The following is a 12,698-nucleotide window of genomic DNA, read 5'->3' as shown; positions in this document are numbered from 1 at the left end:
GTCAGCTTGCACATCCGTGTCTGGCTGACCGCTATCGGAGCTTAGGTACCTACACAACTTTCCAGACCGTAGCAGCCGACGGTAACCACAATGCGAAGCGAGTCGCTCTTGATCTTAGGCGCCCCGCTAAACCACCCTGGCCGAGCGCAGGCTTGAATCCGTAGGCCGCAGTCAGGGCGGAACCCATAGCAGCCGTTACCGCAGAAACAGATATGTACTCGGTCTGACCCAGCATCCTGGTCGGCCCAGAGGCCGCCATCGGGGGCAAGCCCCCTCCCACATTTGGATTGCAGTGCATCAGTCAGATAGCTATAGGCTGTACGGCCGTCACGGGAGCAAACGCAAAAAATGTGGGAGGGGGCTTGCCCCCGATTGCAGTGTGTCAGCTTGCACATCGGTATGTGGCTGACTGCTATCGGGGCATAGGTACCTACACAACTTTTGAGACCGTGCAGCCAACGGTAACCACGATGCGAAGCGAGTCGCTCTTGATCTTGATCTCAAGCGCCCCGTTAAACCACGCTGGCCGAACGCAGGCTTGAATCCGTGGGTAACCCGGCAGGACGCCGGGTTAGCCGCACTGGGCCAGGGATGGCCCATTGCGGCGGCCCACGGATTCAAGCCTGCGTTCGGGCACACCGAGCCTAGGCGAGGTGCCGAGTGGTGGGGCAAGAGCCTTTTTGGTTACTTTTGGGGCTCTTTTCCAAAAGTGACCCGCTGTAAAAGCGGAACCCATGGTGGCCGTGACCGCAGAAACGGATATGTACTCGGTCTGATCCAGCGTCCTGGTCGGCCCGGAGGCCGCCATCGGGAGGCAAGCCCCCTCCCACCTTGAACCGAGGCGTGTCAGTGGGTAGCTGTCGGTTGGGAGGCCGCCATCGGGGGCAAGCCCCCTCCCACATTTGGATTGTGGAGCATCAGTCAGATAGCTATAGGCTGTCCGGCCGTCACGGGACAAGCCCCCCTCCCACATTTTGAGTTCCATCAGGCAGCGACACTGTCGATCACTTCAGGGCCGACTCAACCTTGAGTGCCACATCCTCCGTCAACCACGCCTTCCACACCTCGGGATGAGCCTTGAGAAACGCCAGGGCCACGTCCCGAGGCGGCGTATGGTTCTCACTCATTTTCGCCAACGCCTGGTTAAGCGGCTCGATAGGAAACTCAACCTTCTCGAAAAACTGCGTAATCTGCGGATGCTCTTTCTGGAACGGCGTGGACACCCCGATGCTCAACTTCGACGCCAGCGACCGCGTCGGCTTGGGATCAGGATTATCCGCATCCGTCAGCGTCTTCCAGGCCTGCGCGTCGAACGGCGGCTCTTGCAATTGAATCAGCTGATAGCGGCCCATTAATGGCGTCGGTGACCAGTAATAGAACAGCACCGGCTTGCCCCGGCGTATTGAAGAGGCAATCTCGGCATCCAGTGCGGCCCCCGAGCCGCTGCGAAAGTTCACGTAACTGTCGTCCAGGCCGTAGGCCTTGAGCTTTTGCCTGTTGACCACTTCCGAGGTCCAGCCGATGGGGCTATTGAGAAAACGCCCCTTGTCCGGTGATTCCGGGTCTTTGAACACATCCTTGTAGCGCGCCAGGTCTTGCACGCTTTTCAAGTCAGGGGCCAGCGGCTTGATACCCTTGGCCGGATCACCCTTGACCACGTACTCCGGCACCCACCAGCCCTCGGTGGCGCCCTTGACCGTATCGCCCAGGCCTACCACCTTGCCTTCAGCCTCGGCCTTGACCCAGACCGGACTGCGGCCCGCCCACTCTTCACCGATCACCTGAATGTCGTTCTTGGCCAGGGCGGTTTCCAGGGTGATCGTGGTACCGGGCAAGGTGTCGGTGGGCAAGCCGTAGCCCTTCTCGACAATGAACCGCAGTACCTCGGTGATCAGGCTGCCGCTTTCCCAGTTCAGGTCGGCAAAGTGCACCGGCGCCTGGGCGGCCGATGCCGGCACTGACGCCATGGACAGGCCCAGGCTCGTCAGCGATGCAGCCAACAGCGTTCTCAATCCTTTCATCCCTTCGCACCTCGCACTATCGCAGCCATCAGCGGACGGCTTTGCTGCTATGCGCGAAGCCTCTCTAGTAGTTAAGTCAACTCAACTGTAGTAGAGGTTCCGGGAGATAAAGGAAGTTCGCCGTGTTTGCGCTTATTCACTGGCCTTGAACGTTACCAGTTCGCCCTTGCGCCACTTGGCGGCCTTGCCGGTGACGGCCTTGAGGGTTTTGGTCAGGCCTTCCTGCAGTTGTTCCTTGGCGGCAAATACCAGCATGACGCTGTGGCCTTCCTTGAACACAATGCCTTCGCCTTCGGCCGAAGACACAAAGGCGTAGTCGCCCAAGCCATACACGGTCAACTTGATATCGCGAAACTTCAGTTCAAACTTGCCACCTTCACGGCTGGGCAATACCGCCGCGCGAAAATGATCGCCTACCTTGAGTTCCAGGCGTGGCTTGTCGTCCACGACCAACGCCGCTTCGGTATCGATCTCGGCGATGTAGATACCTTCCGGGGTCTGTTCGGTAACGTAGACAAAACGAGATTGAAACTGCTTGACCAACTTTGCGCGTAAATCACCCAGCACGAATAACGCGTGCATATCCAGATTACTGACTGCCAAGGAAACGCCCCCACATCGATAAAGCACTGACCGCTTGAGCGGGCAGCACAAAAAAACGGCCGTTACGGCACGAAAGACAGACTCGTTAAAAACCTGAAGACAACCATAAGACCCGTACAGACAGCCGCGGTGGCCCTTGTGCGAGGTCATCCGGCGACACAGCAAATCACAGGTTCAACGACCCGAGAATACGAGTCGAACAACTTCAGAGAATAACCCGGTTAAAAACACAGTTTTCCGACACGCATCACAAAAGAAAATACCCGGGCATGGAACCAGGCGCGCGTTGCCGACGACAATACTAAAACAGCAACACCGGTCAAAACCAGCCGAACCGTGGCGCTGATATCAACCAGGTCAATCGACAGGAGCTGAGCATGCAACGACGTCAACACGACACAGCGTCTTTTCACACTCGTTCATCATGTCCAGAAGAACACCAATACTACTGCTTACCTACGCCCGATGGGTACTCCCATTGCGTGCTTTATCGAGTGCTGCCGGCTGGAAGAAACTTTTTTCATATCCAGGAAGTGACCAGCGGCAGGATAAAAGGCTTTCGCAGCGATCACAGCAAGGCCTGTGCACTGGCAAAAGCGCTGGAAGCCAACCTGTACAGCTTGCACGGCACACTCGTTTCGTCAGCTGGCTGACTTTACTGCACACTTTACTGCACAGCGGCCCTTCAACAACTGCCATACTGACCCGTCCTTGAAGTTTGCCCCCTGCGGGTCAGGTTTCATCAGTGCAGTTACCTCGAAGGGAAGGCTATACGTGACGGAATTTGATATTGGCGAATTTTTTATCCATGGCGATGCCAGGGAAGTGGACGGTGAGTTTCAAGCGGTGATCTTCATGCGGGCCAAACCGCCGTTGACCACAGTAACAGCCCATCAGGTCGAAAAAGACCGCTGGTTCAAAACCGTCGACGCTGCCGCCATTGCAGGCAGAGACGCCGCCAAGGCCCTGAAAGCCGCCGTGGATTCAGGTGCACTCAATTCGTGACAATCCAATAGAACTCTGGCGCACCATACCCCTCACATGCAGAACGATGATCAGCCCGCATGGAGAATATTATGGACACCACGACCCCGACACTTGAAACCCTCTTCGACCAGTTAGGCCTGGATTCCACTCAGGAAGGCATCGAACGCTTCACCGCCGAGCACCGTCTGCCGGATGACGTGAAACTCATCGACGCGCCCTTCTGGAGCGAGCAACAGGCGAATTTCCTCAAGGAACAACTGCATGTCGATGCCGAATGGGCACCTGCGGTCGATGACCTCAATGCCTTGCTGCATGAGTCTCCCGTCGCTTGATTCAAACGCACTGACAGCACGCCCGCTCCTCCCGCAGGAGCGCGCTTGCTGCTAGCGGGAACTGGCGCCTTGCGGCTTGTAGCCCAGGCGCAAGCCACCCCAATGCCGCCCGCGGACGATGATCGGCACTGACAGGTCGTGCATCAGCTCGCCGGTATCGCGCGTGTAGGTCTGCAGCAACATGGCTTGTTGATGGCTACCGCAGCGTATGCCGGTACGGTCATCAAATTTGCGCTTGGTACGGTTCTGCACCGCGTCCACCTGCGCATCACCGCTCAATGCGTGGGAAAACGCTTTGTTATGCGTCGGCACGTAGCCCTGAGGCGTACAGGCAATAGCAAACACCAAACCCTCATGAAGCGGCAACAGTGCCTCTTGGATGGCGGGTAATACCTGGTCGGTGTAGGCGTCAAAACGTGTTTTATATTTACTCGGGTGGGTATTTGGGATCGGCGTGTAGGTTCGGTCGAACAGATCTTCCAGACTGATCCGGTTGTGCAGCACATCCGCCTCGAACTGTTCGCCGATGCGCCTGGCGCCTTCGCGAGCCAGGTCGTAGATGCGCTGGTGATAGTCATCCAGGCCGACGTGCGCCAGGCGCTCGCTGATGGTTTCCGCCTGCCCTTCCATCTGCACGGCGGCGTCGGCGAGCTGGCGGGTTTGCTCATCGCTGATTGCAAGGTCACTGCGCATTTGCTCCACGGCGTGGAACAGGCTGTCGAGTTGGGTGCGGTTGGTGTCGGTGCCGTGGGCTATTTCACTGACCTGCTGTTCCACATCCGCCGCCAGGCCGGCGATGCTCGCCAGGTGTTGGCCGGCATCTTCCACTTGTTCTACACCGGTGTGCAGGTCCGCCGACAGCTGGCGAATCTGCTCCACCACCTGGGCCGTGCGCTGCTGGATATCGGCGACCATCACCCCGACTTCATCCGTGGCCGTGGCCGTACGTCCGGCGAGGCCGCGCACTTCATCGGCGACCACCGCAAACCCGCGCCCATGCTCGCCGGCCCGCGCCGCTTCAATCGCCGCGTTCAGCGCCAGCAGGTTGGTCTGGCTGGCGATGGATTGGATCACCAGCGTCACGCGCTGAATTTCCTCGCTGCGCTGGCTCAAGGCTTCGATCAGCGTGCGGCTGGCATCGGCACGCTGGCTGAGCTGGTGCATGCGGGTGATCGACTGCACCAGCACTTCACGGCCTTCGCTGCTGCGCTGATGGGCCTGGCTCGCCGCGCCCAGGGCCTGACGGCTGAGCTGTGAAGTGACCTGTTCGGTGCCGATCATCACCTGCGCGCTGCTGACGATTTGCTGGGAGGCGCTCAACTGCGATTGCAGGCGCGCCGCCAGCTGTTTGACCGAATAGGCCACGCCCGCAGCGGAGAGTGCATTATGGCTGGTGGTGTAGGACAGGTCGCGCGTCAGCTCGCCAATTGCATCGCTGGCCGCAGCGTGCATCACAGAAGGCTTGGAGGGTCTCAGGCGGGGCAGCCAGATCACCAGCAAGGCCAGCGGCAGGCACAGGTAAATCGGCAAGCGGGCAAAGGCCAGACCCAGCAGTAGCAGCACCAGGACGGTACTCTGCGCGAGCGGTATCAGCCAGCCGGGCAACACCCGCACCACCGGTTGCGGTGGTACTGCTGCGCCCATCAGAGATCCGTCTCCAGCCATTGTCGTTACCCCACTGCTTGTCGTTATTGTGTCTGCATTAAACGCCACTATCGGGCCATTATCCATGGGCCTTTAGTACAGGCGCTTGCAGCAGATCAATAAAGGGGGTGTAACGGAAAACTCTCCGGGGGGCCGATGATACGGCCCCCGTGCGCCGCGTCAGGCTTGACGCTGGTGCTTGTCGATCTGCTCGTGGCGCTCTTGCGCTTCGATACAGTATTTGGTGGTCGGGCTGATCAGCAGGCGTTTGAGGCCGATAGGCTCGCCACTGTCATCACACCAGCCAAAGGAATCTTCCTTGATGCGTTCCAGGGCACGTTCCAGCTGCGGCAACATGCGCTGGTCGCGGTCGATGGCATTGACCAGCCAGGTGCGCTCTTCTTCCACGGAAGCAGCGTCGGCCGGATCGGCCGGGGTATCCAGGCTTTCAATGGCGATACGGTTCTGTTCAATGCGCTCGTGGTGTTCCACTTTCATGTCTTGCAGCAACTTCTCGAAAAAAGCGTGCTGTTCGGCATTCATGTAGTCATCCGCCGGCATGGCCAGCAACTTTTCCTTTGTCATTGATTTCTCTATAAAAAATACGTGCATTAAGGCGAATAAGGGAGCGTTCCGGCCGACCTCTGCAGGTCTCGGAAAGGCGCCATCCATTCCAAGCGCCACCCGGCACTCAATTTACGAGGGGCGGCAGTCTAAGGCCGACTTGAAGGCGCAGCAACTGAAATGACAGGCATTTTTTCCCGATCAACCCCCAAAAGCACCAGGACGGGCTTGGCGAACGGTCATCGGAGTGCGTTTATAGCAAGAAATTCAAGTTTATGGAGCTATATAGAAGACAAACGGTTGATAAGGACGGCATAGAACTAAAAATGTGGGAGGGGGCTTGCCCCCTCCCACATTTGATGGGCGTTGTCCTCGAGACAGGCTCAGCGCTTGAGCTTGCGTTTGTTGCGGTATTGGTCGATCACCACCGCCACCACGATGATCAGCCCCTTGATGATGTCCTGGATATACGCATCGACCCCGACGAAGGTAAAGCCGCTGGCCATGACGCCGAGAATCAGCGCGCCGATCACGGTGCCGGTGATGCGCCCTACCCCGCCCGCCAGGCTGGTGCCTCCGATGACCGCCGCGGCGATCGCATCCAGTTCATAGGACATGCCCATGCCCGCCTGCCCGGTCGCGGCGCGGGCCGAAGCCACCACGCCCGCCAGGCCCGCCAGCAGGCCGGCGATGCTGTAGACGATGATCAGGTGACGCTTGACGTTGATCCCTGAGGTGCGCGCCGCCTGCATGTTGCCGCCGATGGCATAGGTGTACTTGCCGTACTTGGTGTAACGCAGGGCGATGTGGAAGATCACCGCCACCACCAGAAAGATGATCACCGGCATCGCGCCATGACCGATGGCCGTGTACGAGTCCGAGAGCATGCTCACCGGCTGGCCTTCGGTGTAGTAACGCGCCAAACCACGGGCCGACACCATCATGCCCAGGGTCGCAATGAACGGCGGAATCCCGGTGACCGCAATAATACTGCCGTTGATCGCCCCCGCCAGCAGGCCCACACCCAGGCCTATCGCCACCGGGATCCATACCGGCAAGTCGGTCAGGGACGGAAACACCGCCCGGGAAAAATCGGACGTCTGCGCCAAACTGGCGGCGATCATCGCAGACAACGCCAACACCGAGCCGGACGACAGGTCGATCCCGGTGGTGATGATCACCTGGGTCACGCCGATGGCCAGCAAGCCGATGATCGACACCTGCAGGATCATCAGCACCAGCCGCTGGGAGTTCATCAAAAAGCTCTGGTCGCGCACGATCCAGCCGAACACTTCAAACACCAGGCCGATGCCGATCAGCACCAGGAAGATGCTCAATTCGGTGGGCATGCGTCGACGGTTCTTGACCGGTGCCGTGGCCGGCTTGTTATCTGTTATTGCATTCATAACCCATCACCTTCTTATTCTGGAGTCAGTGGACTGCGGTCATACCGGAGGCCAATTGCATGACTTTTTCCTGGGTGGCATCCGCGCGATCCAGGGTGCCCATCAGTTCGCCTTCGTGCATCACCATCACCCGGTCGCTCATGCCGAGCACTTCGGGCAGTTCCGAGGAAATCATGATCACCGCCATGCCTTCGCTGGCGAGAAAGGCGATCAGGCGATAAATCTCGGCCTTGGCGCCCACGTCGATGCCCCGGGTCGGTTCATCGAGGATCAACAGGCGCGGGTTGGTCATCAGCCAGCGCGCCAACAGCGCCTTCTGCTGGTTACCGCCGGACAGGGTATCGATGCACTGTTCCAGCGAGGGGGTTTTCACCCGCAGTTTCTTGCACATGTCCTCGCACAAGGCGCGCAGGGCCTTCTGCTGGATGAAACCGTTGCCCGAATAGTGCGGCAGCACCGCCATCTCCATGTTTTCCAGCACCGACAGGCACGGGAACAGGCCGCTGAGCTTGCGGTCCTCGGTCAGCAGCGCGAAGCCCTTCTCGCGATGGCCATGTGCGGGTCGCTGATGCGCACCGGCTGGCCGTCCAGGGTGATCTGCCCGCTGCTGCTGGGGGTGATGCCGAAAATGGTTTCCGCGACGTTGGTGCGGCCCGAGCCCATCAGCCCGGCGATGCCGAGGATTTCACCGGCGTGCAGGTCGAATGAAACGTCCTTGAACACGCCGTCCAGGCTCAGGTCACGCACCGACAGCAACAAGTCGCCAATCGGCGTCTCACGCACCGGGAACAACTGGCTCAGCTCACGGCCGACCATCATCGAGATCAGGCTGTCGCTGTCCATGCTGTCGGCGCGCTGCAGGCCGATGTACTGGCCGTCGCGAAATACCGCCACTTCATCGGCGATGGCAAACACTTCGTTCATTTTATGCGTGATGTAGACGATGCCTTTGCCCTGGGACTTGAGGTCGGCAATGATCGAAAACAGGTGGGCGACTTCCTTTTCGGTAATCGCCGACGTCGGTTCATCCATGATCAGGATATCGGAGTCATAGGAAACGGCCTTGGCGATCTCGACCATCTGCCGTTCGGCGATGCTCAGGTTGCCGACCTGTTCTTGCGGGTCGAGGTTGATGCGCAGGCGCGCCAGCAGGTCGGCGGTGCAGCGGTGCATTTCGCGGTGATTGACCATGTGCAGGCTGTTGAGCTGCTCACGGCCGATCCAGATATTTTCGGCGATGCTCATGTGCGGCATCAGGTTGAGTTCCTGGTGGATCATCGCAATCCCGGCCTTCTGCGCCGCCAGCGGCGTCTCGAAGGTGATCGGCTTGCCCCGCAGGCGGATTTCGCCGGCGTCGGGCTGATAGATGCCGGCGATGATTTTCATCAGCGTCGACTTGCCCGCACCGTTCTCGCCCATCAGCGCCAGCACCGTGCCGGGGCGCACCCGCAGTTGCACATCGTCCAGGGCCACGACGCCGGGAAAGCCTTTGCTGATGTTGAGAATTTCCAGCAGGTAGGGTTCGTCCTGCGCCAGCGGCTGGATACCCGGCGGCGGCGAGGCAGTGGCGTGAGCGAGCATAGGGAGGTACTCCATCTGCAGGGTGGCCGTGACCGCCCTGCGAGCTTAGGGTTGTGAGTTCAGGGCTACTTGAAGTCTTTGACGTTGTCCGGGGTGATGAGCTTGAACGGGATCACCACGTTCTGCTCCACCGGCTCGTGCCTGGCCATCTTGCGCGCCGCTTCCACCGAGCCCACGGCCTGGCCCTTGGCGTCCTGGAACGCCGAGGCAGCCATGTCGCCCTTGGTGATTGCGTTGAGACCGTCCGGCGTGCCATCGACCCCGGCGATCAAGACCGTGCCGGGCTTGGTACCTGCCGACTTCAGCGCCATGGATGCCCCGATCGCCATTTCGTCGTTGTTGGCCAGCACGGCATTGAACTCGCGGCCCTGGGTCAGCCAGTCATTGACCAGGGTCATGCCCCTGTCGCGCAGCCAGATACCGGTCTGTTCCTGCTCGATCTTGATGTCCGGGTACTTGGCCAACACCTCCTTCACGCCCTTGGTGCGGTTGGTGGTGGAGTTGTTCGCCAGGTCGCCCAGCAGGATCACGATCTTGCCCTTGCCGCCGAGTTTTTCGGCGATGTACTGCATTTGCAGCCTGCCGGCCTCGACGTCATCGGAGACCACCGCCACCACGTCCTTGGGCAGATCTTTCTGGTCCGGACGACGGTTGACGAACACCAGCGGGATGCCTGCCTTGGTAGCCGCATTGATAATGTTCTTCGTCGAGGCGGTGTCCACCGGGTTGACGATGATGGCGTCGACTTTCTGGCTGATAAAGTTCTCGACCTGGCTCAGTTGCTTGACCACATCGGCGCGGGCGTCTTCGAACTGCAGTTGCACGCCGTCGCCCTTGGGATAGGACTTGGCCTGCTTGTCCATGTCTTCGCGCAGGTAGGTCAGGAAGGTGTCATCGAAGGCGGACATGCTCACGCCCACCTTGATGTCAGCGGCTGCGGCAACGCCGCTGGCGAGTAGCATCGACAGGGCCAGCGCGGTAAAACGGATCGGGGTCTTCATGAACGGTCTGTCTCCACTTTCTTGTTGGTTTTATGGACGTTGCGTTTATCAGCGTTCGGCGGGCACGCGTACCACCGGTGCGCCGGGAATGCAGCAGACCAGCGCGCCCTGGTTTTCGACGCACAGCACATTGAGGAAGGAGAAGTAGAACGGCCGGGCGCGAGGCAATGCGCGTGGCGTGTGGGCAGGGCGTAAAACTCGCAGTACAGCGTTGAAGATTTTCATCTGACGGTACCTGGTTGTTTTTGATCTTGTTTTTGTTGAGTCGCCGGGGTCGAGCCCAAGACGTACTTTATGCAACCTGGAAAAGACTTTATTGGAAAATAATTTCCATATCAACCTGTTTTAGAATTTTATTCTATTTTTGTCGAAACCACCTGCTGGCGCTCGGCGCTCAGGCGTGCGGTGTCCAATATACGGGTGGTTTCCAGCGCATCATAGGCATTGACCGGCAGCGGCCCCTGGCCCTGTACGGCACCTTGCAACTGCCGGTAGAACTGCGGCCAGCAACCCTTTTCCGAGGGCACCCGTTCGCGCTCCGGCCCTTGTTCGAACCAGCCCCAGCGTCGATGCTCTTCCGCGCCCCAATGCTCGCCTTCGGTTTTCGGTGACTTGCCGGCCATCAGCGCGTCTTCCTGGCCGTCCAGCCCTTCGACGGTATAACAGCCCAGCGTGCCACTGACACGAAATCGCGGTGCCTGGCTGTTTTGCAAGGCGCTGCCCCACAGGTGCGACATCACGCCATTGGCATGGGTCAGCGCAACGAAAAAACCGTGATCAAGGGTGGGATGCTCGGGCGTGAAGTGCAGTTGCGCAAATACCCGGTCCACCGGGCCGAACAGTTGCAGGGCCTGGTCCACCAGATGGCTGCCGAGGTCGCGCAACCAGCCGCCGCCGCTGGCATTACCCACCGCCTGGGGGCTGTAGCGTTCGACGCGGGATTCAAAACGGGTTATCTCACCCAGCGCACCGGCCTCGATGAGTTTGCGCAGGGTCAGGTAATCCGAGTCCCAGCGGCGGTTCTGGTAGACGCTGAGCAACGTGCCTTGGCGTTCAGCGGCGGTGATCAAGGCCTGGGCCTGCTCGGCGTTGGCGGCGAACGGCTTGTCGCTGACCACCGCCACGCCATGTTCGATGGCTTCAAGCACCAGGGCCGGACGGCCTTTGAGGGTGGTGGAGATGACGAGGGCATCAACGCCGGCTTCGACGATCTGGCCGATGGTGTCGAAGGCCTGCAGACCAGGGTGGTCGTTTGCCAGTTGCTGGCGGCGCTCGGGGGATCGTGTGACGACGCCGACAAAGGTCGCGCCGGGCAACGTCGCAATCAGCGGCGCATGAAAGAAGCGCCCTCCGTGGCCGTAGCCGACTAGTCCGATTCGCATGATTTATTCCTTCTTTGAAGTGCAAACCCAATCAAATGTGGGAGGGGGCTTGCCCCCGATAGCAGTGGATCAGTGACAAGAGTGTTGACTGACACACCACTATCGGGGGCAAGCCCCCTCCCACATTGACCGCATTTCAATTCTGGTTGGGTTCAGCCATAGAAATGCGGGCGATCCGGCAGGCTCACCGGCACAATCTGCCCACTGCCCTGCGCTTCGATACACGCATCCGCCGCCACCGCCGCCGCATAGCCGTCCCAGGCCGACGGCCCGCCCACTTGCCCGGCGCGCACGCTGTCGATGAACGCCTGCAATTCCACGTCATAGGCGCCGATAAACCGGTCCTTCCAATCCATCAGAATCGCCTTCGACAACTTCGCCCCACTGCGCATCTGCACCTGCGAAGGCTCCGGCAATTTGGCGATACCGCTCTCCCCTACCACTTCGCATTGAATGTCGTAGCCGTATTGGCAGTTGACGAACACTTCCACGTCGATGCGCGTGCCCTTGACGGTCTCCAGCAAGACGATCTGCGGGTCGCGCAGGTGCGCCAGGGCTTTGCTGGTCTTGCGCGGGAACACCACCTGCACGGAGGCGTAATCGTCGTTGAGCAGCCAACGCAGTACATCCAGTTCGTGGATCAGGGTGTCGGTAATCGCCATGTCGGTCTTGTAGTTGTCGCCCACCGTCGGGTTGCGATGGGCGCAGTGCAGCATCAGCGGTTCGCCGATCTGGCCGCTGTCGATCACCGCTTTCAAGGCACGATAGCCTTCGTCGTAGGGGCGCATGAAACCGACCTGCACCAGGCGCTTGCCGTACGCCACCTCGGCATCGACGATCTTGCGGCAGCCTTCGGCGGTGACGGCCAATGGCTTTTCGCAGAACACGGGCTTACCGGCGGCAATGGCGGCGAGCACAAATTCTTCGTGGCTTGGGCCCCAGGAGGTCACCAGGATCGCTTCGACCTGCGGCGAATTGATCAGCGCATGGCCGTCCGGATATACCTCGGCGGTAAGTTTCAACTCTGCAACGACCTTGGCGGCTTGCTCAAGGTTGATGTCCGTCACGGCCACCACCTGGCTGTTAAGCAAGGTCTGGCTGCAACGACGAATATGGTCACGGCCGATGGCACCGGTACCGATTACTCCAAGCTTCAACGACATACAAACACTCCTCT

12 protein-coding genes and 1 pseudogene are annotated in these 12,698 nt (G+C 59.7%); 3 read left to right on the top strand and 10 right to left on the bottom strand.

Annotated features, from left to right (window positions below; translation table 11 throughout):
• Positions 1-1,004 precede the first annotated feature (1,004 nt).
• On the bottom strand, positions 1,005-2,021 hold the full coding sequence (locus tag BFQ04_RS20930) for an ABC transporter substrate-binding protein (protein WP_065952403.1): 1,017 nt from the start codon (positions 2,019-2,021) through the stop codon (positions 1,005-1,007).
• Positions 2,022-2,153: 132 nt separating this feature from the next.
• Positions 2,154-2,624 (bottom strand): hypothetical protein, encoded by a 471-nt coding sequence (locus BFQ04_RS20925; RefSeq protein ID WP_065952402.1) that lies wholly within the window; start codon positions 2,622-2,624, stop codon positions 2,154-2,156.
• A 377-nt stretch (positions 2,625-3,001) separates the two neighbouring features.
• Here BFQ04_RS20925 and BFQ04_RS29470 point away from each other — a divergent pair, with 377 nt between their 5' ends.
• The 3 genes from BFQ04_RS29470 to BFQ04_RS20915 all read left to right on the top strand — a co-directional run bounded on the left by BFQ04_RS29470 (position 3,002) and on the right by BFQ04_RS20915 (position 3,943).
• Entirely contained in the window at positions 3,002-3,277 is a 276-nt protein-coding gene (locus BFQ04_RS29470; protein ID WP_101221215.1) for a hypothetical protein, read from the top strand.
• Positions 3,278-3,398: 121 nt separating this feature from the next.
• A complete protein-coding gene (locus BFQ04_RS20920; protein WP_065952401.1) occupies positions 3,399-3,629 on the top strand; it encodes a hypothetical protein in 231 nt (76 codons plus the stop codon).
• A 71-nt stretch (positions 3,630-3,700) separates the two neighbouring features.
• Positions 3,701-3,943, top strand: a complete 243-nt coding sequence (locus tag BFQ04_RS20915) for a DUF2789 domain-containing protein (protein WP_065952400.1) — start codon at positions 3,701-3,703, stop codon at positions 3,941-3,943.
• A 51-nt stretch (positions 3,944-3,994) separates the two neighbouring features.
• Here BFQ04_RS20915 and BFQ04_RS20910 read toward each other — a convergent pair whose 3' ends face one another.
• The 8 genes and pseudogenes from BFQ04_RS20910 to BFQ04_RS20880 form a co-directional block, all read right to left on the bottom strand.
• A complete protein-coding gene (locus tag BFQ04_RS20910) occupies positions 3,995-5,224 on the bottom strand; it encodes a methyl-accepting chemotaxis protein (RefSeq protein WP_371914531.1) in 1,230 nt (409 codons plus the stop codon).
• Positions 5,225-5,767: 543 nt separating this feature from the next.
• The gene (locus BFQ04_RS20905) at positions 5,768-6,172 is read right to left on the bottom strand and encodes a TraR/DksA family transcriptional regulator (RefSeq protein ID WP_003191666.1); all 405 of its coding nucleotides are present in this window, start codon (positions 6,170-6,172) and stop codon (positions 5,768-5,770) included.
• A 362-nt stretch (positions 6,173-6,534) separates the two neighbouring features.
• Positions 6,535-7,557 (bottom strand): ABC transporter permease, encoded by a 1,023-nt coding sequence (locus BFQ04_RS20900; protein ID WP_065952398.1) that lies wholly within the window; start codon positions 7,555-7,557, stop codon positions 6,535-6,537.
• A 25-nt stretch (positions 7,558-7,582) separates the two neighbouring features.
• A pseudogene (locus BFQ04_RS20895) lies at positions 7,583-9,138 on the bottom strand (sugar ABC transporter ATP-binding protein).
• Between the two features lie 65 nt (positions 9,139-9,203).
• Positions 9,204-10,139, bottom strand: a complete 936-nt coding sequence (locus BFQ04_RS20890; protein WP_065952397.1) for a sugar ABC transporter substrate-binding protein — start codon at positions 10,137-10,139, stop codon at positions 9,204-9,206.
• Positions 10,140-10,187: 48 nt separating this feature from the next.
• A complete protein-coding gene (locus tag BFQ04_RS29735) occupies positions 10,188-10,364 on the bottom strand; it encodes a hypothetical protein (RefSeq protein WP_163001556.1) in 177 nt (58 codons plus the stop codon).
• Positions 10,365-10,492: 128 nt separating this feature from the next.
• Entirely contained in the window at positions 10,493-11,521 is a 1,029-nt protein-coding gene (locus BFQ04_RS20885; RefSeq protein WP_065952396.1) for a Gfo/Idh/MocA family protein, read from the bottom strand.
• A gap of 152 nt (positions 11,522-11,673) precedes the next feature.
• Positions 11,674-12,684 (bottom strand): Gfo/Idh/MocA family protein, encoded by a 1,011-nt coding sequence (locus tag BFQ04_RS20880; protein WP_065952395.1) that lies wholly within the window; start codon positions 12,682-12,684, stop codon positions 11,674-11,676.
• Positions 12,685-12,698 lie beyond the last annotated feature (14 nt).

Origin of the sequence: Pseudomonas sp. 37 R 15 (assembly GCF_900004865.1) — a bacterium.
In the GTDB taxonomy this organism is placed as follows: Bacteria; Pseudomonadota; Gammaproteobacteria; order Pseudomonadales; family Pseudomonadaceae; genus Aquipseudomonas; species Aquipseudomonas fluorescens_AM.
Note: the sequence above shows the minus strand (reverse complement) of the source record. Positions and strands in the feature narration are given on the sequence as shown.

Coding starts and splice junctions, on each gene's coding strand:
- BFQ04_RS20930 (WP_065952403.1), bottom strand. CDS start 2,021: ATGAAAGGATTGAGAACGCTGTTGGCTGCATCGCTGACGAGCCTGGGC.
- BFQ04_RS29470 (WP_101221215.1), top strand. CDS start 3,002: ATGCAACGACGTCAACACGACACAGCGTCTTTTCACACTCGTTCATCA.
- BFQ04_RS20915 (WP_065952400.1), top strand. CDS start 3,701: ATGGACACCACGACCCCGACACTTGAAACCCTCTTCGACCAGTTAGGC.
- BFQ04_RS20910 (WP_371914531.1), bottom strand. CDS start 5,224: ATGATCGGCACCGAACAGGTCACTTCACAGCTCAGCCGTCAGGCCCTG.
- BFQ04_RS20905 (WP_003191666.1), bottom strand. CDS start 6,172: ATGACAAAGGAAAAGTTGCTGGCCATGCCGGCGGATGACTACATGAAT.
- BFQ04_RS20900 (WP_065952398.1), bottom strand. CDS start 7,557: ATGAATGCAATAACAGATAACAAGCCGGCCACGGCACCGGTCAAGAAC.
- BFQ04_RS20890 (WP_065952397.1), bottom strand. CDS start 10,139: ATGAAGACCCCGATCCGTTTTACCGCGCTGGCCCTGTCGATGCTACTC.
- BFQ04_RS29735 (WP_163001556.1), bottom strand. CDS start 10,364: ATGAAAATCTTCAACGCTGTACTGCGAGTTTTACGCCCTGCCCACACG.
- BFQ04_RS20885 (WP_065952396.1), bottom strand. CDS start 11,521: ATGCGAATCGGACTAGTCGGCTACGGCCACGGAGGGCGCTTCTTTCAT.
- BFQ04_RS20880 (WP_065952395.1), bottom strand. CDS start 12,684: ATGTCGTTGAAGCTTGGAGTAATCGGTACCGGTGCCATCGGCCGTGAC.